Consider the following 21,047-nt stretch of genomic DNA (forward strand, 5'->3'; position numbering starts at 1 on the left):
CCATCTTTTTTGTTGTTTTAAATTTGAAAGGCATGATTTTAGATGGAGTGGAAAAGCTAGTGGGAAAGTAATGTGACAAAAGACAGAATAGTAATTCAATTTTGTTGTATATTGTGTTATGATTATATTGTAAGAAAATGGTTTTTTGGAAGGTGGTATACATTATGTCATCAACAGTACTCTTTTTTGGTAGTATCGCACTATTTTACTTCCTTGTAATGATACCGATCCAATATTTATATTTACAAGGTTTACGTGAAAAAAAGGAAAAGACAGGATTATCTCAGCGAGAGCTATATGAAAAAATGTCTTTTGGAGAAGAACAATTACATTTTCACGTACAAGGTAACCCATTTAATATACCATCTGCGTTTGTTGCATATATGATTTTGAAAGTTAAGGGACGTAAAAAAGCATCACAATATTGATGCTTTTTTTATGTTGCTTCATAGACTTCGGCTTCTTTAACTGCTAATGGTAAGAAGTGTTTGTATTGGCGAAATCCATTAAATACACTTGCACTACCAAATAGAACGAATAAAACACCAACAATAATACGGGCGGTTGAAAGTTCTAAAAAGAATTGGTTTACCCCGAAAAATAAAACGAATGAACCGAGTGCCATTGCGGATTTTCCTGAGAGCCAACCTTTTTCCATTGGGCGGTTTGTACGAAAGTATTTTGTTTTGTAAAAGAGGTACAACATAAATGAGACGATAATACAGAAGACTAATACTGGCATAATGAACACTCCCATCGCTTTGTGAAAAATAATAGAAAAGAAAAAAGAAATATCTAAACTTTCTAACTTTTATTATAAAGCAATTGTTCGCATGTATGAAATACTTTCCGTTATAATGGAGGATAAAGTGAAGAAGTTGATTAAAAAGGAGATTATACATATGCATGAGCAAATTTTAGGAGCAATTAAAGAGTTTGATACAATTATTATTCATCGCCACGTGCGTCCGGATCCAGATGCATTAGGTTCACAGGGTGGTCTTGGTACAATTCTACAAGAATCGTTTCCAGAGAAAAATATTTATACGGTTGGGTACAATGAACCGTCACTAGCATACTTACGAGTAATGGATGATATTGAAGATAGTGTATACGAAAATGCGCTTGTTATTGTTTGTGATACTGCGAATCAAGAACGTGTTGACGATCAACGCTATACAAAAGGGAAGATGTTAATTAAAATTGATCATCATCCAAATGAAGATCCATATGGAGATATTACATGGGTAGATACGACAGTGAGTTCTACAAGTGAAATGATTTACGAGTTTTACACGTATGGAAAAGATAAAGGATTAAAAATAACAAAAGAAGCAGCTCGCCTTATTTTAGCGGGAATTGTTGGAGATACAGGTCGTTTCTTATTCCCAAATACGACAGCAAAAACACTTCGTTACGTAAGTGAGCTTGTTGACATGGATGTGAAATTCACAGATTTATACAATGAAATGTATAAGACAAAAGAAAAAATTGCTCGTTTAAACGGTTATATTTTACAGAACTTTACGATGGTAGAAGAAGGAGCAGCTTACATTAAATTAACGAAAGAAGTATTAGAAGAATTTGATGTACTTCCTTCTGAAGCATCTGGTGTTGTTGGAGCGCTTGGCAATATTGACGGATTAAAGGCGTGGGTTCTATTTTTAGAGGAAGACGACGTAATTCGTGTTCGTCTTCGTTCAAAAGGACCAGTTATAAACAAATTGGCAATGCAATATAACGGCGGAGGACATCCGATGGCTTCTGGTGCCAAGGCATCTTCTTGGGAAGAAGCGGATCGTCTTTTTGCTGATTTACGTGAGATTTGTAAATAAGAGATTATATGTTAGAACGAAAAGAAGGAGCGGCGCTAAAGCCCTCCTTCTTTATTTTTCTTTCTCTATAGTAATGCTAATTTCAAGCACTGTATCAAAAGATATTGTATCGACTTTAAAACGGTATAGTCGATCGTAATGTTTGTACGTTTTGTTTTCGATTACCTTTTTGAGTAGGTCTTTATTTTTTGCGATACTTTGAATGTTTTTCGTTAAAAGATGCTGGAGGTCATTATGGATAGATGTAGTCATATTTTCGAGTGTAAGATTGTCTAAATCGTATTTTTCTCGATTGATAAGTTTTATTTTAATTTCTTGAATGGTTAAGAGCCGTTTATTTTCAGTGTTCAATTTTTCTTGATCTTCGAGAAGGACGTGGAGCTTTGCTTCTTGTTTTTCTATAATTTCTCTTTGTTCTGCTATTTTACTAGCTTGTTCTTCTTGAAAAACACCGTATATGTACAAAAAAATAAACCAGCTCAACACGCCTCCAACAGCAGCACCAGCTAATACTAAGTACCATCTTTTTGCTGTATTGGCACTTGGTACTCTCATACATGTTCCTGCGTTAGCCATTTAATAATAATGAGACCTGTTTGCATACCACCAGTTGCGAAAAAAATAAGGAGAATTTGTTTTACGATATCTTTCATATCTCCGCCAAAGAAACTTCTTTCAAAGCTATAAAAGGTATCGAATGTTCCGCCGATTGCTGCAACGAGTGCCCAAATTCTTAAATTTTGGGCGAATTGATTAATGTAAGTTAGAGCCGGTTTTCCGATAAGAAACGCACCAAATCCACCAATTAATGAACCGCCAAGTATAACCCCAAAGGCAATAAAATAACTAATAATAAGCAGAGAGAAAAAAGTATGTTCTCTTACATCCATCGTCATTCCCCTTTCTTCTTCATATATATGGACAAAGTATAAGAAGTATGTTTTGATTTCCGCTTTCCTCATCACCTATAATAAAAGTAGTCAAATAGGTAAAGAGAGGGTACAACAGTGAAGTTTGTGCATTTACAATGTCAAACCGTTTTTAGTTTATTAAAAAGTGCTTGTAAAATTGATGAGCTTGTAGTCAGGGCGAAAGAACTTGGTTTTTCATCGCTGGCTATTACGGATGAAAATGTTATGTATGGCGTTATTCCGTTTTATAAAGCATGTAAGAAACATGGTATACAGCCTGTTATTGGATTAACCGCTTCTATTTTTAGTGAAGAAGAAGAAAGGTCTTATCCGCTTGTATTACTTGCTGAGAATGAAATAGGCTACCAAAATTTATTAAAGATTTCTAGCAGTATTATGACAAAGTCCAAAGAAGGTATTCCTAAGAAGTGGCTTGCGCATTATGCGAAAGGATTAATTGCTATTTCACCAGGTAAAGATGGCGAAATTGAGCAATTATTACTAGAAGACAATGAGAGTCAGGCTGAAGAAGTAGCTCGCACATATCAAAATATGTTCGGCCATTTTTATATGAGTTTGCAGCATCATGCGATTCAAGATGAGTTGCTTTTACAAGAGAAACTACCTGAATTTATTAGTAGGGTTAATATTCCAGTCGTTGCAACAAACGATGTGCGCTATATCAATCAAAGTGACGCACTTGTTCACGAATGTTTACTATCTGTTGAAAGTGGAACGAAAATGACTGATCCAGATAGGCCGAGGCTGAAAACAGATCAATATTATTTAAAGTCATCGGATGAAATGGAAGCACTATTTTCCCATGCGCCGGAAGCAATCCAAAATACAATGAAAATTGCAGAGCGTTGCCAAGTAGAAATACCGTTCCATGTAAATCAACTTCCGAAGTTTCCTGTTTCGTCTAATGAAACGAGTGATATATACTTGCGTCGTGTTTGTGAAGAAGGTTTGCGGAAACGATATGGTGCGCCGAAAGAAGTGCATATAAAGCGTTTAAATCATGAATTAAATGTTATTTCTCGTATGGGATTTAGTGATTATTTCCTCATCGTATGGGATTTTATGAAGTATGCACATGAAAATCATATTTTAACAGGACCAGGTCGTGGATCGGCAGCTGGTTCACTCGTCTCATACGTATTAGAAATTACAGATATTGATCCGATTGAATACGATCTATTATTTGAAAGGTTTTTAAATCCTGAACGTGTGACGCTTCCCGATATTGATATTGATTTTCCAGACGTAAGACGTGATGAGATGATTCGCTATGTGAAAGATAAATACGGTCAGCTCCGTGTTGCGCAAATTGTAACGTTTGGTACGCTTGCAGCAAAAGCGGCAATAAGAGACATTGCCCGCGTAATGGGGCTTCCGCCGCGAGATATTGATATATTTTCAAAACTTATCCCATCAAAGCTTGGTATAACGTTAAAAGATGCATATGAAGAATCACAATCACTTCGTGAGTTTATACAAGGGAATCTTCTGCATGAGCGTGTGTTTGAAATCGCAAAACGTGTAGAAGGTTTACCACGTCATACGTCTATTCATGCGGCTGGCGTTATTATGAGTCAAGAACCGCTAACAGGCAGTGTAGCAATTCAAGAAGGACATAACGATGTTTATGTTACGCAATATCCAGCCGATGCACTAGAAGAACTTGGGTTGCTTAAGATGGACTTTTTAGGACTGCGTAATTTAACGTTACTTGAAAATATTATAAAATTTATCGCGAATAAAACAGGGAAAGAAATTGATATAAGAAACTTACCTCTTCAAGATGAAAAGACGTTCCAATTATTAGGGAGAGGGGATACAACAGGTGTATTCCAGCTTGAATCAGGTGGTATGCGAAATGTACTTCGCGGGTTAAAACCGAATGAGTTTGAAGATATCGTAGCTGTTAACTCATTATACAGACCGGGACCGATGGAACAGATACCGACCTTTATTGAATCGAAACATGGAAAAAGAAAAATTGAATATTTACATCCGGATTTAAAGCCAATTTTAGAAAGAACATACGGCGTCATTGTATACCAAGAACAAATTATGCAAATTGCATCGAAGTTAGCAGGGTTTTCGCTCGGTGAAGCAGATTTACTGCGCCGTGCAGTGAGTAAAAAAAATCGTGATATTTTAGATCAGGAACGTAAGCATTTTGTCCAAGGTTGTTTGCAAAATGGTTACGATGAGACGTCTGCTGAGAAAATTTACGATTTAATTGTAAGATTTGCGAATTACGGTTTTAACCGAAGTCACGCTGTAGCTTACAGTATGATCGGATATCAGCTTGCCTACTTAAAAGCGAACTATACGCTGGAATTTATGACGGCACTATTATCAAGTGCAATTGGAAATGAAGATAAAATTGTACAGTATATACGAGAAACGAAGCGAAAAGGTTTTCATGTTTTGCCGCCGTCTCTTCAAAAAAGTGGTTACAACTTCCAAATAGAGGGGAATGCGATACGTTACAGTTTACTTTCGATTCGAAATATTGGAATGGCTACAGTGACGGCATTATTAGAAGAACGAGAGAAAAGAATGTTCGAAGATTTATTTGAATTTTGTCTCCGTATGCCATCAAAGTTTGTAACAGAGCGCAATTTAGAAGCTTTCGTCTGGTCGGGATGTTTTGATGATTTTGGTGTTTCGAGAACAAATTTATGGAAAAGTCTTAAAGGGGCGTTGGAGTACGCAAATCTCGCGCGTGATTTAGGAGATGCTGTTCCAAAATCAAAATACGTACAAGGAGAAGAGCTATCTTTTATTGAACAACTAAATAAAGAGAAAGAAGCACTTGGCTTTTATTTATCAAGTTATCCGACTGCGCAGTATGTAAAGTTAGCAAAAGAATTAGAAATTCCATCTCTCGCTCAGGCGATGCGACATAAGAAAAAAGTACAAAGAGCCATTGTGTATATAACAAGTGTGAGAGTGATTCGTACGAAAAAGTTTCAAAAGATGGCATTTATTACATTCTGTGATCAAAATGATGAAATGGAAGCGGTCCTCTTCCCGGAAACGTATATACATTTCTCGGATAAGTTACAAGAAGGAGCAATTGTTTTAGTTGACGGTACGATTGAGCTAAGAAATCATAAGCTGCAGTGGATTGTAAATGGACTATATCCGCTAGAGGAAATGGATGTGTATGAAGAAAAGAAAGATGCATCTGTTTACGTGAAATTGCCGTCTCAGTATGAGAAAAAGCTTTTAAATCAGGTTACGAAAATATTGTTCGACTATTCAGGTTTTGCGAAAGTACTAATTTATTATGAAAAGGAACATAAAATGGTACAATTATCTCGAAGTTTATCGATTCATCCAAGTGAAGAATGTTTAGGAGCACTTCGTGAAATTGTCGGGGAAGAAAATGTAGTTGTGAAAATATAATGGACAATTTCCCTACACTTCGATTATTATAGTAGTAGTGTTCGTGGTCAGACCACTTGGAGAAATTGATATCAGCAAGAATAATTTGAGGAGAGTGGATAGTTTGTCAACACTTCGTGAAGAAGCACTTCACATGCATAAAGTGCATCAAGGAAAATTAGAAACTGTATCAAAAGTAAAAGTAGAAAATGCAAAAGATTTAAGTCTTGCATATTCTCCAGGGGTTGCAGAACCTTGTAAAGAAATTTATGACGATAAAAGTAAGGTATATGAATATACGATGAAGGGAAATATGGTAGCAGTTGTGACAGATGGAACAGCTGTACTTGGTCTTGGTAACATTGGACCTGAAGCATCTCTTCCAGTAATGGAAGGTAAAGCTGTATTATTCAAGAGCTTTGCTGGTGTAGATGCATTCCCAATTGCCTTAAATACAAACGATGTAGATAAAATTGTTGAAACTGTAAAATTAATGGAGCCAACTTTTGGCGGCGTTAACTTAGAAGATATCGCAGCACCAAACTGCTTCATTATTGAAGAGCGTTTGAAAAAAGAAACAAATATTCCTATCTTCCATGATGATCAACACGGAACAGCTATCGTAACAGTAGCAGGTCTTGTAAATGCACTGAAATTAGTTGGAAAGAAAATGTCTGACATTAAAGTTGTCGCAAATGGCGCAGGTGCAGCAGGTATTGCAATTATTAAACTTTTATATCGCTATGGTGTACGCGACATTATTATGTGTGACCGTAAAGGGGCAATCTATGATGGTCGTCCTACAGGTATGAATCCGGTGAAGGATGAAGTTGCAAAATATACAAATAAGAATCGTATAGAAGGTTCTTTAGCTGATGTTGTACAAGGTGCGGACGTATTCATTGGTGTATCTGCAGAAGGTGCATTAACAGAAGAGATGGTTCGTACAATGAATGACGATGCGATTATTTTTGCAATGGCGAATCCAGTTCCAGAAATTATGCCAGAATTGGCAAAAGCAGCGGGCGCAGCTGTTGTTGGAACAGGTCGTTCTGACTTCCCGAATCAAGTAAATAATGTACTGGCGTTCCCTGGTATTTTCCGCGGTGCACTTGACGTACATGCGACACAAATTAACGAAGAAATGAAGATGGCAGCTGTACAGGCTATTGCTGAGCTTGTAGCAGAAGATGAGTTAAATGCAGACTATATCATTCCGGCACCATTTGACGCGCGTGTAGCGCCTCAAGTAGCGTCTTACGTTGCAAAAGCAGCAATGGAGACAGGAGTAGCTCGCCGTCAAGTAGATCCAAATGAGATCGCTGAAAAAACAAAACAATTAGCGCTGATTGGTAAAGAATAAGCGAGGAATTTCCATTGACATCATCAAATACAAAAGTATATCTCGAAATTGTAAAAAAAATCCGTTCCATTATGGAAGAGGATGGATTGGTAGCGGGGGATCGTTTGCCGTCTGAGCGTGAGTTAAGTTCACGCTTAAACGTAGGACGTTCCTCTGTAAGAGAAGCATTGCGTGCTTTAGAACTGGTAGGATTGATTGAAACGAGACGTGGTGAAGGGACGTTTATTCGAAACTTTTATGATAACGGTCTTGTACAATTAATTGCTCCGTTCTTATTGCAAGATGAGAAAACAATTCGTGATTTATTACAAACAAAACGATTACTTGAGAAAGATATGATTCGAATTGTATGTAATTTACCGAAAGAAACGTTTTCTAAAGTACTAAGTAGATTACACCAAGTACTTGAAGAAAATGAAAGCTCAATCCCAACGCTTCATCAAACGTTCTTTAAAACACTTATTGAACAAGTCGATAATTATTTACTATATCGCATTTGGATGATCGTAAATGATTACGTAGCAACTCTTTCTTGTAAAGTTTCAAGAGATACTATCGATATGTATAGAAAGCTTTATGCTACTTTGGAAGAAAAACAAGAAAATGATGCACTAAAAATTTACGATGAATTAGTAGAGAATATACAGTTTCACTCGTAATGTATAAAATTTGTCGAAATGACCATGACACGTTATGACAAACATTCTACCGCGTAGCGGTTAAAGTTAAACGTAAAGAGTGAGGTTATTAGACAGATTGAGAAGATAAGGCTAACATCAAACTTTGGTGTTAGCCCCATTTTCTTCTTACGCTAACCTTAGCTCTCAACGAAGGGGGTCAAATTGTGCTAAGAGATTTATTCGTGAAAAAGAAAAAGTACGCTGCAATACCTTCAGAACAAGTACGAAAAGATGTGCCAGATGGCGTTATGACAAAATGTCCGGAATGTAAAAAAATCATGTATACGAAAGAACTTCTAAAAAATTTAAAAGTATGTGTGAATTGTGGATATCATCATCCTATGAATGCATGGGAACGTCTTGATAGTATATTGGACGAAGGGTCATTCCGTGAGTATGACAAAGAAATGGTTTCATTAAATCCACTCGAGTTTCCGGGTTATGAAGAGAAACTAGAGAGCGATCGTAAGAAGACTGAATTGAACGAAGCGGTTGTAACTGGTGAAGGAACAATTGATGACATGCTTGTTGTTGTTGCAGTAATGGATTCTCGTTTTCGAATGGGGAGCATGGGCTCTGTAGTAGGAGAAAAAATCGCCCGTGCGGTTGAAAAGGCGTACGACTTACAAGTTCCATTTATTATCTTTACTGCTTCGGGTGGTGCCCGTATGCAAGAAGGTATATTAAGTTTAATGCAAATGGCAAAAACAAGCGTAGCTTTGAAAAAGCATAGTAATGCAGGAGGATTATTTATTTCTGTTATGACTCACCCAACGACGGGCGGGGTTTCAGCGAGTTTCGCTTCACTTGGTGATTATAATCTTGCAGAACCAGGTGCACTTATCGGATTTGCTGGTAGACGTGTAATTGAACAAACGGTGCGTGAGAAACTACCGGAAGATTTCCAAACGGCAGAATTCTTACTAGATCATGGTCAATTAGATGCGGTGGTGCATCGTGATGATATGAGAGAATCGCTTCGCAAGATTTTAGAAGTTCATCAAGGAGGGGAAATGGCTGTATGGCAGAGCTAGAATTTGAAAAACCAGTTGTTGAGCTAAGAAATAAGATTCGTGAACTGAAAGACTATACGAAAAACAGCCAGATGGACTTCAGTGAGGAGATTCGTATTTTGGAAGAAAAGCTAGAAAATTTAGAGGAAGATATATACGGCAATCTAAAAGTATGGGACCGTGTTCAAATTGCTCGTCATGCAGAACGACCGACAACGCTCGATTATATTGAGCACTTATTTACTGATTTTTTCGAATGTCATGGAGATCGTCTATTTGGCGATGATGCAGCGATTGTCGGCGGCATTGCGAAATATAAAGGGATGCCTGTAACTGTAATTGGGCATCAGCGCGGAAAAGATACGAAAGAAAATATTCGCCGTAACTTTGGAATGCCTCATCCGGAAGGATATCGAAAAGCACTGCGTCTCATGAAACAAGCGGAAAAGTTTAATCGTCCTATTATTTGTTTCATCGATACGAAGGGAGCTTATCCTGGTAAAGCAGCTGAAGAACGTGGACAAAGTGAAGCTATTGCCCGCAACCTATTTGAGATGGCAGGTTTAACGGTACCAGTTATTTGTATCGTTATCGGTGAAGGCGGTAGTGGTGGTGCGCTAGGTCTTGGAGTAGGAGATTACATTCATATGCTAGAAAATTCCACTTATTCTGTTATTACACCAGAGGGTGCAGCGGCAATTCTTTGGAAAGATGCAGGAAAAGCGAAGGAAGCTGCAGAAGCAATGAAAATTACAGCAGCAGATTTGAAAGAATTAGGTGTAATTGATGAAATTATTCCAGAGGCAAAAGGTGGAGCTCACCGTAATCTTTTGAAACAGTCAGAAAATATAGACTTAATGATTAGAAAAACTTTTGAACAATTAAACGGAATTTCGAAAGATGAATTAATCGAAAAACGTTATGAAAAATATATGAAAATTGGGCAAGTTTCGTTTTCAAACGCTTCCATTGGGATAAAATAAGAAAAGCGTGCGTTCCTCTTCGCGAATGCACGTTTTTATTATGAAAAGACACATCTTCTCCATTGTGTTTTTATATTTTTTCGTGTTATTTTATTATAAGGCAAATAATCTTTATGAGGTGAGTACAAATGAAACGTATTGGTGTATTAACAAGTGGTGGAGATTCACCTGGTATGAATGCTGCCATTCGTGCAGTTGTTCGTAAAGCGATTTTCCATGATATTGAAGTATATGGTATTTACCATGGATACGCTGGATTAATTTCTGGTCACATTGAAAAATTAGAACTTGGTTCTGTTGGCGATATTATCCACCGCGGTGGTACGAAATTATATACAGCAAGATGTCCTGAGTTTAAAGACCCAGAAGTACGACTAAAAGGTATCGAGCAATTAAAGAAACATGGTATCGAAGGACTTGTTGTTATTGGTGGAGATGGCTCTTACCAAGGTGCTAAAAAATTAACTGAACAAGGATTCCCATGTGTTGGTGTACCAGGTACAATCGACAATGATATTCCTGGAACAGACTTCACAATTGGTTTCGATACAGCTCTAAATACTGTTATTGATGCAATTGATAAAATCCGTGACACAGCTACATCTCATGAACGTACATATGTTATTGAAGTAATGGGACGTCATGCTGGAGATATCGCATTATGGGCTGGTTTAGCTGATGGTGCAGAAACGATTTTAATTCCAGAAGAAGAGTATGACATGGATGATGTAATCGCTCGTCTAAAACGTGGTAGCGAACGTGGTAAAAAACACAGTATTATCATTGTAGCTGAAGGTGTTGGAAGTGCAATTGACATCGGTAAGCACATTGAAGAAGCAACAAACTTTGATACTCGTGTAACTGTATTAGGTCACGTACAACGTGGTGGATCACCAAGTGCACAAGACCGTGTATTAGCAAGTCGTCTTGGTGCAAGAGCAGTTGAGTTGTTAATTGCTGGTAAAGGTGGACGTTGTGTAGGTATTCAAGATAATAAACTTGTTGATCATGACATTATCGAGGCGTTAGCTCAAAAGCATACAATCGATAAAGATATGTATCAATTATCTAAAGAATTATCCATCTAATCGGCGTAATGTCGGATATTTGGGAACGGTTTCATAATTTTCGGAGGTGCAATATGCGTAAAACTAAAATTGTATGTACTATAGGTCCTGCTAGTGAAAGTATTGAGAAATTAGAACAATTAATGGAAGCGGGTATGAACGTTGCTCGTTTAAACTTCTCTCATGGTAGCCATGAAGAGCACGGCGCTCGTATTAAAAACATTCGTGAAGCTTCAAAGAAAACTGGTAAAACAGTTGGTATCTTACTTGATACAAAAGGTCCAGAAATCCGTACTCACGACTTCGTAGACGGACAAGCTGAGCTTGTAACAGGTGCAGAAGTAGTTCTTTCTACTGAGCAAGTATTAGGTACTGCAGAGAAGTTCTCTGTATCTTATGCTGGTCTTTATGATGATGTGGACCCAGGTTCTCGCATTCTAATCGATGACGGTCTTATCGAACTAGAAGTAATCGAAAAAGCTGACGGAAATATCCGTACAAAAGTTCTTAACAGTGGAACTGTAAAAAATAAAAAAGGTGTTAACGTACCAAACGTAAGCATTAAGCTTCCTGGTATCACTGAAAAAGACGTAAAAGATATCATCTTCGGTATCGAGCAAAAAGTTGATTTCATCGCAGCTTCATTCGTACGTAAAGCGTCTGACGTATTAGAAATCCGTGAATTATTAGAAGAGCATGGCGCTCAATACATCCAAATCGTACCGAAAATCGAAAACCAAGAAGGTATCGACAATATCGATTCAATCTTAGAAGTTTCTGACGGTTTAATGGTAGCTCGTGGTGATATGGGTGTAGAAATTCCACCAGAAGAAGTACCATTAGTACAAAAACGTCTAATCAAAAAATGTAACGTGTTAGGTAAACCAGTTATTACTGCGACACAAATGTTAGATTCTATGCAACGTAACCCACGTCCAACTCGTGCGGAAGCAAGTGACGTAGCTAACGCAATCTTCGATGGTACAGATGCAATCATGCTTTCAGGTGAAACAGCTGCTGGTCAATACCCAGTAGAAGCAGTAACAATGATGGCTAACATTGCAGTACGTGTTGAAAAATCATTACAATACGAAGATATGTTCAAAAAACGTATTAAAGAGTTCACTCCAACAATTACAGATGCAATTAGCCAATCTGTTGCGCATACAGCACTTGCTCTTGATGTAGCTGCAATCGTAGCTCCAACAGAAAGTGGACATACTGCGAAAATGATCTCTAAATACCGTCCAAAATCTCCAATCGTAGCTGTAACATCTGACGAGCAAGTAGGGCGTCGTCTTGCACTTGTTTGGGGTGTACAAGCATTTATGGCTGAGAAGCGCGCAGCTTCAACTGACGAAATGTTAGATACAGCAATTCAAACAGGTATGGATGCAGGTCTAATCGGCCTTGGAGATACTGTAGTAATTACTGCTGGTGTTCCAGTTGCTGAAACTGGTACAACAAACTTAATGAAAATCCACGTTGTTGGTGAAGAAGTTGCTAAAGGACAAGGAATCGGTCGTAAAGCTGCGAAAGGTAAAGTAGTTGTAGCAAAAACAGCTGCTGAAGCTGTAGCGAACGTAAACGAAGGTGATATCCTTGTTACAACAAGTACTGATAAAGATATGATTCCTGCAATCGAAAAAGCTGCTGCTTTAGTTGTAGAAGAAGGTGGCTTAACAAGCCATGCTGCTGTTGTAGGCGTATCAATCGGTATTCCTGTTATCGTTGGTGTAAACGGCGTAACAGCAACTTTAAAAAATGGCCAAGAAGTAACAGTTGATGCAGCACGCGGAATTGTTTATAATGGACATGCGGAAGTGCTATAAGTAATACGGAGAGAAGGATCGGAGTCCTTCTCTTTTTTTTACACAAAAACGAGATAGAATTAGCTTAAAACGCCTAGAATTGCTTTTAAAAGCTGTTTGTTATGGGTTTTAATATGAAAGGGTATTATATTTCATATGATGTATATAGGCGTTGTGAGGGCGTTAAAAGTGAGTTGTGAGAGAGGTGTAGAACTATGAAGTGGTTACTATTCTTGTTTATTTTAATACCGGCGATTGAGATTACGGTCTTAATCGGATCAAGTCATGTAATAGGTTTATGGTCTACGTTCGCTATGATTGTATTTACAGGTGTTGTAGGTGTGTATTTGGCGAAAAGACAAGGATTTAAAGTGCTTGGAGAGATTCAATCTAAGTTGAATAGAGGGGAAATGCCAGGTGAGGCAGTGCTAGATGGCATTTTTGTATTTGTAGGAGGTATTCTCTTAGTGCTTCCTGGTTATGTGACAGATGTGCTAGGGTTTATCTGCGTGATCCCTGTTACGAGAGCTTTATTGAAGCCGCTTGTTATGAAGTGGATGGAATGGAAGTTTAGAAAGAACTCTACTATTATCATTCAGAAGTAGCACTTAGATTATAACGATCTAAGTGCTATTTTTTTGTCTTGTAAGAGGAGAGGGCCGCTTTGCTTTACCGCGTTATTTGTAGGGTGTGGAATTTCTATCTCAAAGCTGGGATGCTCGTAAGTGTTTGATGTGGGGGGATGAACAAAACGTCTGCTTATTATATTTGCTATATAATTTTCGTTTGAACTCTTGTTGTGCTTCGATTAAACATGTGATTTTTTAATGCTATTAATTTGGATGAATAAGATGGTGCGAAATGCAGCTAAATTAAAGTTTTGCTTTCGTATATAAAGGAGCGATTGGTGTAAAGAATTCATGTAAAAGGTGGGAATTGTTAGTTGGAGTCTTATTTTATGCAGTTTTGTATATTTATTCATTTACATAAAAAGTAATAAATGTAAGTAATAATTATAGATAAAATAGAATAAAAATGTATTTTCAGTTAGGAAATGTGTTTTTTATGCAAAAAAACAAGAGAATTATCCTTTTTCTGGGTAATGCTCTTGTTGCGTGTGAGTAGTGTGAAAAATAAGTGAAAGGAATAATCAGTGGAAAATTCCCACTGATTACAACTTGGTTTTTTGTATGGATTAGAAACTGTTATTTTGAAGGTGAACCTTTAATATATTTCCACAAGTCATGGAAGACATTAGCTTTGTGTAATGTATTAAGTAGTACTAAGGTGACTGGACCGATGATTAATCCTAAAAAGCCAAAAAGCTTAAAGCCGACAAATAGCGCGACGAGTGTTGCTAATGGATCGAGACCGATGTTAGATGAAAGTACTTTCGGCTCCATAATTTGTCTTTGGACAATCACGACGATGTATAAAATGAGAAGACCAATGGCGAATGCGGTATCGCCAGTGAAAAATACGTATATAACCCATGGAACGAAGACTGCGCCTGTGCCTAAATAGGGTAGTAAATCTACAACTCCTGTAATAATCGCAATAGTAATGGCGTATGGTACGCGTAATATTAAAAGTCCGATCAGTACAATGACGGTTGTCATAGATACGAGTGTAAGTTGTGCTTTCACAAAACCAAACAAAGCTTTTTTTAAGTCGACAAAAATAGTTTTTCCGTATCCATGTACACGATTTGGTAGTAACTTTCTTGCTTTCTGAGCAAGACGGTGCCAATCGTAACTAATGAAGAAAGTGGCTAATAAAATGAATACAAGGACAGTTAAAGTTGTCGGCAGTGCACTAATGAAATTCGTTAACCCGCTTATAATGGCGGTTAAAAGTTCTTTCATTTGTGTCGTTGCTTCTGTTCCTAAGTTTTGAATGTTTTGTGTAATTGTATAGCGCTGGGGTTCTCCAAGATGATTAAATTTAGAGATTAAATCATCGTAGAGAGGCATAATATGATTAAGTGCAAATTGCTGAGCGAATGTAACGATATCTGGAAACTTTACTGTAACAAGTTGTAGTAAGTATGTTGTGGCAGATATTGCTTCAGTTACAAGATATGTAACAAGTCCAACGATAGCTCCAAATACGAGAATTAAGCTAACGAGTACTGCTAGTGCACGAGGAAATTGTAGTTTTTGATTAAGGAAATTGACGACAGGATTAATCAAATAAGCAAATGCAAAAGCGATAATAAAAGGATAGATAAGCCCTGACATGTATAGTAAGACATAAAACCCAGCTACCGTTGCTACAATGACAAATATGAGTCGCAATATCATATATAGTAAGTTTCGGTTCAAAGATGTATACCTCCCATTCCGATTTGGATTATCCTAATTCGTTCAACTTATAACTAGCGTGCTCTGCTGATTAAAGTCTCACTTTATCGGCAGTAAATCTCCCGCCAAAGCCCAATTGGTGAAGGTCAATAATCAGCGGAAGATGCCCAACTGATTAAAGTTTTACTTTATGTTATAGTGGAATGATGGATTTAGCCTGCTTTTTTCGGTATATGAATGGCTGTGAAAGCCTGTTGGTGATGCTACTACTATATGGTAAAAACTTCATTTTCTCTTCTTTTTATTTTACCTGTTTCTTATTAGAAAAGAAAGAAGAGACGACTGTTTTCAAAAATGTATACATGCTTAAATTTTTTTGGAGAAAGTCTCTTTTTTTAATTGTAAAATGCATAAAAAATTGAAGGTGTTATCGATAAATAGGCATCTGTATAGCATGTATAACGATAGGTTTAAAGGTATTTTTGTTTGGAAATGAGTTCATTATTTTCAGAAAGGAAGTGCAAACATGATTAGTCAGTCAACTTTATTTTTATTCATACTACTTATTATAGGACTTATTGCTAAAAACCAATCGCTTACTGTAGCTATTGGTGTGTTATTTTTATTGAAGTTTACGTTTTTAGGAGATAAGGTCTTTCCTTATTTACAAACGAAAGGAATTAACCTAGGTGTAACGGTCATTACAATAGCGGTGCTAGTACCGATTGCGACGGGGGAAATAGGTTTTAAACAACTTGGAGAAGCAGCGAAATCGTATTATGCGTGGATTGCTTTAGCTTCAGGTGTAGCAGTCGCTTTGTTAGCAAAAGGCGGCGTACAATTATTGACGACGGATCCTCATATTACAACTGCGCTTGTTTTTGGGACAATTATAGCGGTCGCGTTATTTAATGGGGTTGCTGTAGGGCCTTTAATTGGGGCTGGAATTGCCTATGCGGTTATGAGTATTATACAGATGTTTAAATGAGAAATTTTATAGTAATATAAAATTTTTGAATTCTTTCTGTTCACAAAAGTCAGATAATTGTTTATAATAGGATTAGAAACTTTGAAAAGTTACATAACAGCAGAGACTTTACACCAGATAAAATAAAAACAACATAAAACAATTTTATAATGATATTGTTTTATGTTGTTTTTATCATAAAACTCTTCGGAATTTATTTTCCTCACTAACTTGTTGTTTTGAGCGTGAGGATTCGGGGAGACATTCACGCTCATGCTTTCCATGTAAACAATGGACAATAAGAGGGGAACATCGCAACAAATTTGCATGATCGTGCATTTTGCTTGCCTAAAGAGTGAACGGGCGTTCATAATTCATAAGGGGAGCAAATAGATATAAGGAGCAAGGTTGGGAGAATTTTCAGGAAAAGGAGAGAATGTCATGACTGTTATTCGAGGTTTAGAAGGGGTAGTAGCAACAACATCATCTGTGAGCTCTATTATTGATGATACATTAACTTATGTTGGGTATAATATTGATGATTTAGCTGAGAATGCTACGTTTGAAGAAGTAGTGTACTTATTATGGCACCGCAAGCTTCCTAATGAAAAAGAACTAGCGGAATTTAATGAAATTGTATCTGAATACTATAAAGTTCCAGGTGAGATTTTAACATATTTGAAACAAGTAGATTTAAAAATTGCACATCCGATGTCTGTTTTACGAACTGCAATTTCCATGCTATCATTATACGATGAGAGCGCTGAAATTATGGATGAAAAGTCTAATTATTTGAAAGCGGTTAAATTACAGGCTCAAGTGGGAACTTTAGTTGCTGCTTACGCGAGAATCCGTAAAGGTTTAGATATTGTTGAGCCAAGAAAAGATTTATCATTAGCTGCAAACTTCTTGTACATGTTAAATGATCGCGAGCCAAATGAAGTTGAAATTGAAGCTTTTGATAAGGCGCTTGTACTTCATGCGGATCATGAGTTAAACGCTTCTACATTTACTGCACGTGTTTGCGTAGCTACACTTTCAGATGTATATTCTGGTATTACAGCAGCAATCGGTGCATTGAAAGGTCCTCTTCACGGTGGGGCGAATGAAAATGTAATGAAGATGTTAACTGAAATTGGCGAAGAAGAAAATGTAGAATCATATATTCATAATGCTCTTCAAAATAAAGTGAAAATCATGGGCTTTGGTCACCGTGTGTATGAGCAAGGTGATCCGCGTGCAAAACACTTACGTGAAATGTCTAAGAGATTATGCGTGCTTTTAGGAGAAGACAAATGGTATAATATGTCTATCAAAATTGAAGACATTGTAACAAAAGAAAAAGGTCTTCCACCAAATGTTGATTTCTATTCAGCTTCTGTATACCATTGTTTAGGAATTGACCATGACTTATTTACACCTATTTTTGCAATTAGCCGTATGTCAGGCTGGTTAGCTCATATTCTAGAACAATATGAAAATAACCGTTTAATCCGTCCGCGTGCTGATTATAATGGACCAACGCATCAAGTGTATGTTCCAATCGCACAAAGATAAGCAAAAAACACTATTTCGATAGTGAAAATACGCTTTCAAAAGTCTGATTTTTTTGGGAAGATGTAATGATTAGAATATTTTAATTTGACTAACGGTTTGAACTGAGGGGTTATTCCCTCAGTTTCATACATATGAAATTTCAAACATGGGGGTTATCACATTGACGACAGGTGAAAAAATTACTGTAACTAATGGTGTTATGAATGTACCAAACAATCCGATTATTCCATTTATTGAAGGAGATGGAATTGGTCCTGATATTTGGGCAGCTGCATCTCGCGTAATAGAAGCAGCAGTTGAAAAAGCTTATGATGGTGAGAAGAAAATCGTTTGGAAAGAAGTGCTTGCAGGGGAAAAAGCATTCAACCAAACAGGCGAGTGGTTACCAGAAGAAACTTTAAATTTAATTCGCGAATATTTAATCGCAATTAAAGGTCCACTTACAACTCCAGTTGGCGGTGGTATTCGTTCTCTAAACGTGGCACTTCGTCAAGAATTAGATCTATATGTATGTCTACGTCCAGTTCGTTATTTTGAAGGTGTTCCTTCACCTGTAAAACGTCCGGAAGATACTGATATGGTTATTTTCCGTGAAAATACAGAAGACATTTATGCTGGAATTGAATATGCACAAGGATCTCCAGAAGCAGAAAAAGTTCTTGCTTTCTTAAAAGAAGCAATGGGTGTTAATAAAATCCGCTTCCCAGAAACATCTGGTATTGGTATTAAACCAATCTCAGAAGAAGGGACAAAGCGTCTTGTTCGTGCTGCAATTCAATATGCAATTAACGAAAAACGCTCTTCTGTTACATTAGTTCATAAAGGAAACATTATGAAATTTACAGAAGGTGCTTTCAAAAACTGGGGTTACGAAGTAGCGGAACAAGAATTCGGCGACAAAGTATTTACTTGGGCTGAATATGATCGCATCGTTGAAAAAGATGGTAAAGATGCAGCAAATAAAGCGATGGCAGACGCTGAAGTGGCTGGAAAAATCATCGTAAAAGATTCTATTGCAGACATCTTCTTACAACAAATTTTAACTCGTCCACGTGAGTTCGATGTTGTTGCAACAATGAACTTAAATGGTGACTATATCTCTGATGCACTTGCTGCACAAGTAGGTGGAATTGGTATTGCACCTGGTGCAAACATTAACTATGTGACTGGACATGCTATCTTTGAAGCTACACATGGTACAGCTCCAAAATATGCAGGTTTAGATAAAGTAAACCCATCTTCTGTTCTTCTTTCAGGTGTATTATTACTAGAACATTTAGGATGGAATGAAGCGGCGAAATTAGTAACAGATTCAGTTGAGAAAACAATTGCATCAAAAGTAGTAACATATGACTTTGCTCGCCTAATGGAAGGCGCAACAGAAGTGAAATGTTCTGAGTTTGCTAATGAGCTTATTAAAAACATGGATGTAGCGATAATCAAAAACGCATAATTAAAGCGGGGGGTAAATTATGACAATCAAACGCAAGAAGGTTTCAGTCATCGGTGCAGGATTTACAGGAGCAACAACGGCATTCTTATTAGCACAAAAAGAACTTGCAGATGTTGTATTAGTGGACATTCCACAACTGGAAAATCCAACAAAAGGGAAAGCGTTAGATATGTTAGAAGCGAGCCCAGTACAAGGTTTTGATGCTAACATTATTGGAACATCTGATTACGCAGATACTGCTGATTCTGACGTTGTCGTTATTACAGCAGGTATTGCACGTAAGCCTGGTATGAGCCGTGATGACTTAGTAGCAACGAACTCTAAAATTATGAAAAGTATTACGCGCGACATTGCAAAACATTCACCAAATGCGATTATTGTTGTATTAACAAATCCAGTTGATGCAATGACATATTCTGTATTTAAAGAAGCAGGATTCCCGAAAGAGCGTGTTATCGGCCAATCGGGCGTATTAGATACAGCTCGTTTCCGTACATTCATCGCACAAGAATTAAATCTTTCTGTGAAAGACATTACAGGATTTGTTCTTGGTGGACACGGTGACGACATGGTACCTCTTGTGCGTTATTCTTATGCAGGCGGTATTCCGTTAGAAACGTTAATTCCGAAAGAGCGTTTAGAAGCAATCGTAGAACGTACACGTAAAGGTGGCGGTGAGATTGTAGGCTTATTAGGAAACGGTAGTGCATATTACGCACCAGCAGCTTCTTTAGTTGAAATGACAGAAGCAATCTTAAAAGATCAACGCCGTGTATTACCAGCTATTGCGTACCTTGAAGGTGAGTATGGTTATAGTGACCTTTACTTAGGGGTACCAGTAATTCTAGGTGGTAACGGAATTGAAAAAATTATTGAATTAGAACTTCTTGCAGATGAAAAAGAAGCGTTAGATCGCTCTGTAGAATCTGTACGTAACGTAATGAAAGTTCTTGTTTAATAATTGAATAGTAGTGAAAAAGATTCGGGATTCCGAATCTTTTTCTACTATTTACCGAATTGTTTTTTTGAAATAATATGAAAACGCTATCATTTGTAGTATCCTATAATGAAACTATAGATTTATACTATACATTGCCCTCATCATAGTAAATTTCGGATAAGGTATCGCTTTTAGTAGGATAATAAGGTGAAAAAATCGGAGGGGGTTGTAACATGTTAAAGAAAAAAGTTCAAATTGGTCGTAAAATGGATGAGATTACAGTAGGAGAGAAATTATCTATCACTGAAAAAATTGAGGATAAAGATTTGTTATTGTACTTAGGATTAACGAATGATGCCAATCCATTATATATTCAGCATGATTACGCATCCCAAACTCCGTATGAAAAGCCGATTGTACCAAGCATTATGCTAACGGGAATGATTACAACGGCAGTTACGAAATATTTACCGGGTCCAGGAAGTCATATTACTAGGAAGGACCTTACGTTCGTGAAGCATGTTCACCATTATGAAACGTTACAAATCCACTTTGAAGTTGTGGCTGTTTCTGAGGAGGAACATACAATTGATATGCTTGTATCTGCTCATGATGAAAAAGGAGAAACTGTTGTAAAGGGTTCATTAACAGTAACGCCACCTTATAAATCTGTTTCCATTATGGAAAAAGCATTAGATAATTTTTAAAAGATGAAAATATGAATAGCGCTAGCATACCGTGAATAAGGATGCTAGCGCTATT

The 21,047-nt window shown here is 37.2% G+C and carries 19 protein-coding genes; 15 read left to right on the top strand and 4 right to left on the bottom strand.

Annotation, left to right across the window (positions count from 1 at the left end; all coding sequences use genetic code 11):
- The first annotated feature begins 164 nt into the window (after positions 1-164).
- Positions 165-428 (top strand): DUF3949 domain-containing protein, encoded by a 264-nt coding sequence (locus ACODS7_RS08560; RefSeq protein ID WP_016080094.1) that lies wholly within the window; start codon positions 165-167, stop codon positions 426-428.
- Between the two features lie 8 nt (positions 429-436).
- Here the strand turns inward: ACODS7_RS08560 and ACODS7_RS08565 are convergent, their stop codons facing one another.
- Positions 437-742 (bottom strand): YtpI family protein, encoded by a 306-nt coding sequence (locus ACODS7_RS08565; protein WP_016080095.1) that lies wholly within the window; start codon positions 740-742, stop codon positions 437-439.
- Positions 743-902: 160 nt separating this feature from the next.
- On the opposite strand from ACODS7_RS08565, the gene ACODS7_RS08570 reads away from it, so the two are divergent.
- Complete coding sequence (locus ACODS7_RS08570) at positions 903-1,835, top strand: DHH family phosphoesterase (RefSeq protein ID WP_243168676.1); 933 nt, start codon at positions 903-905, stop codon at positions 1,833-1,835.
- Between the two features lie 51 nt (positions 1,836-1,886).
- Here the strand turns inward: ACODS7_RS08570 and ytrI are convergent, their stop codons facing one another.
- Positions 1,887-2,390 carry a sporulation membrane protein YtrI gene (ytrI, locus tag ACODS7_RS08575; RefSeq protein ID WP_001265736.1) on the bottom strand — a complete coding sequence of 168 codons (504 nt, stop codon included), beginning with the start codon at positions 2,388-2,390 and terminating at the stop codon, positions 1,887-1,889.
- Complete coding sequence (locus ACODS7_RS08580) at positions 2,387-2,800, bottom strand: YtrH family sporulation protein (RefSeq protein WP_002005839.1); 414 nt, start codon at positions 2,798-2,800, stop codon at positions 2,387-2,389. The genes ytrI and ACODS7_RS08580 overlap by 4 nt, the downstream gene beginning before the upstream one ends.
- 42 nt (positions 2,801-2,842) lie before the next feature.
- Here ACODS7_RS08580 and dnaE point away from each other — a divergent pair, with 42 nt between their 5' ends.
- The 8 genes from dnaE to ACODS7_RS08620 all read left to right on the top strand — a co-directional run bounded on the left by dnaE (position 2,843) and on the right by ACODS7_RS08620 (position 13,670).
- Positions 2,843-6,169, top strand: a complete 3,327-nt coding sequence (gene dnaE / locus ACODS7_RS08585) for a DNA polymerase III subunit alpha (RefSeq protein ID WP_043935407.1) — start codon at positions 2,843-2,845, stop codon at positions 6,167-6,169.
- 133 nt (positions 6,170-6,302) lie between these two features.
- Positions 6,303-7,511, top strand: a complete 1,209-nt coding sequence (gene ystJ, locus ACODS7_RS08590; protein WP_162200710.1) for an NADP-dependent malic enzyme — start codon at positions 6,303-6,305, stop codon at positions 7,509-7,511.
- 14 nt (positions 7,512-7,525) lie between these two features.
- On the top strand, positions 7,526-8,170 hold the full coding sequence (locus tag ACODS7_RS08595; RefSeq protein WP_016080099.1) for a FadR/GntR family transcriptional regulator: 645 nt from the start codon (positions 7,526-7,528) through the stop codon (positions 8,168-8,170).
- A 185-nt stretch (positions 8,171-8,355) separates the two neighbouring features.
- Positions 8,356-9,225: an acetyl-CoA carboxylase, carboxyltransferase subunit beta gene (gene accD, locus ACODS7_RS08600; RefSeq protein ID WP_000942856.1), complete on the top strand. Its 870-nt coding sequence runs from the start codon at positions 8,356-8,358 to the stop codon at positions 9,223-9,225.
- Complete coding sequence (accA, locus tag ACODS7_RS08605) at positions 9,213-10,187, top strand: acetyl-CoA carboxylase carboxyl transferase subunit alpha (RefSeq protein ID WP_000818801.1); 975 nt, start codon at positions 9,213-9,215, stop codon at positions 10,185-10,187. Before accD ends, accA begins: the two co-directional genes overlap by 13 nt.
- 128 nt (positions 10,188-10,315) lie before the next feature.
- Complete coding sequence (gene pfkA, locus ACODS7_RS08610) at positions 10,316-11,275, top strand: 6-phosphofructokinase (protein WP_000821156.1); 960 nt, start codon at positions 10,316-10,318, stop codon at positions 11,273-11,275.
- Between the two features lie 53 nt (positions 11,276-11,328).
- A complete protein-coding gene (gene pyk / locus ACODS7_RS08615; protein ID WP_029443394.1) occupies positions 11,329-13,086 on the top strand; it encodes a pyruvate kinase in 1,758 nt (585 codons plus the stop codon).
- Between the two features lie 194 nt (positions 13,087-13,280).
- Complete coding sequence (locus tag ACODS7_RS08620; protein WP_029443393.1) at positions 13,281-13,670, top strand: FxsA family protein; 390 nt, start codon at positions 13,281-13,283, stop codon at positions 13,668-13,670.
- 600 nt (positions 13,671-14,270) lie between these two features.
- Here the strand turns inward: ACODS7_RS08620 and ytvI are convergent.
- Complete coding sequence (ytvI, locus tag ACODS7_RS08625; RefSeq protein ID WP_006926492.1) at positions 14,271-15,389, bottom strand: sporulation integral membrane protein YtvI; 1,119 nt, start codon at positions 15,387-15,389, stop codon at positions 14,271-14,273.
- Positions 15,390-15,894: 505 nt separating this feature from the next.
- On the opposite strand from ytvI, the gene ACODS7_RS08630 reads away from it, so the two are divergent.
- The 5 genes from ACODS7_RS08630 (at position 15,895) to ACODS7_RS08650 (ending at position 20,992) form a co-directional block, all read left to right on the top strand.
- Entirely contained in the window at positions 15,895-16,356 is a 462-nt protein-coding gene (locus tag ACODS7_RS08630; protein ID WP_000625507.1) for a DUF441 domain-containing protein, read from the top strand.
- A 387-nt stretch (positions 16,357-16,743) separates the two neighbouring features.
- A complete protein-coding gene (gene citZ, locus ACODS7_RS08635) occupies positions 16,744-17,892 on the top strand; it encodes a citrate synthase (protein WP_000503651.1) in 1,149 nt (382 codons plus the stop codon).
- Between the two features lie 160 nt (positions 17,893-18,052).
- On the top strand, positions 18,053-19,345 hold the full coding sequence (icd, locus tag ACODS7_RS08640) for an NADP-dependent isocitrate dehydrogenase (RefSeq protein ID WP_000206893.1): 1,293 nt from the start codon (positions 18,053-18,055) through the stop codon (positions 19,343-19,345).
- 19 nt (positions 19,346-19,364) lie between these two features.
- Positions 19,365-20,303: a malate dehydrogenase gene (gene mdh / locus ACODS7_RS08645; protein ID WP_000153232.1), complete on the top strand. Its 939-nt coding sequence runs from the start codon at positions 19,365-19,367 to the stop codon at positions 20,301-20,303.
- 215 nt (positions 20,304-20,518) lie between these two features.
- Positions 20,519-20,992, top strand: coding sequence for a MaoC family dehydratase (locus ACODS7_RS08650; RefSeq protein WP_000914181.1), 474 nt, complete (start codon positions 20,519-20,521; stop codon positions 20,990-20,992).
- Positions 20,993-21,047: the final 55 nt, after the last annotated feature.

This window comes from Bacillus sp. FG16 (assembly GCF_057809515.1).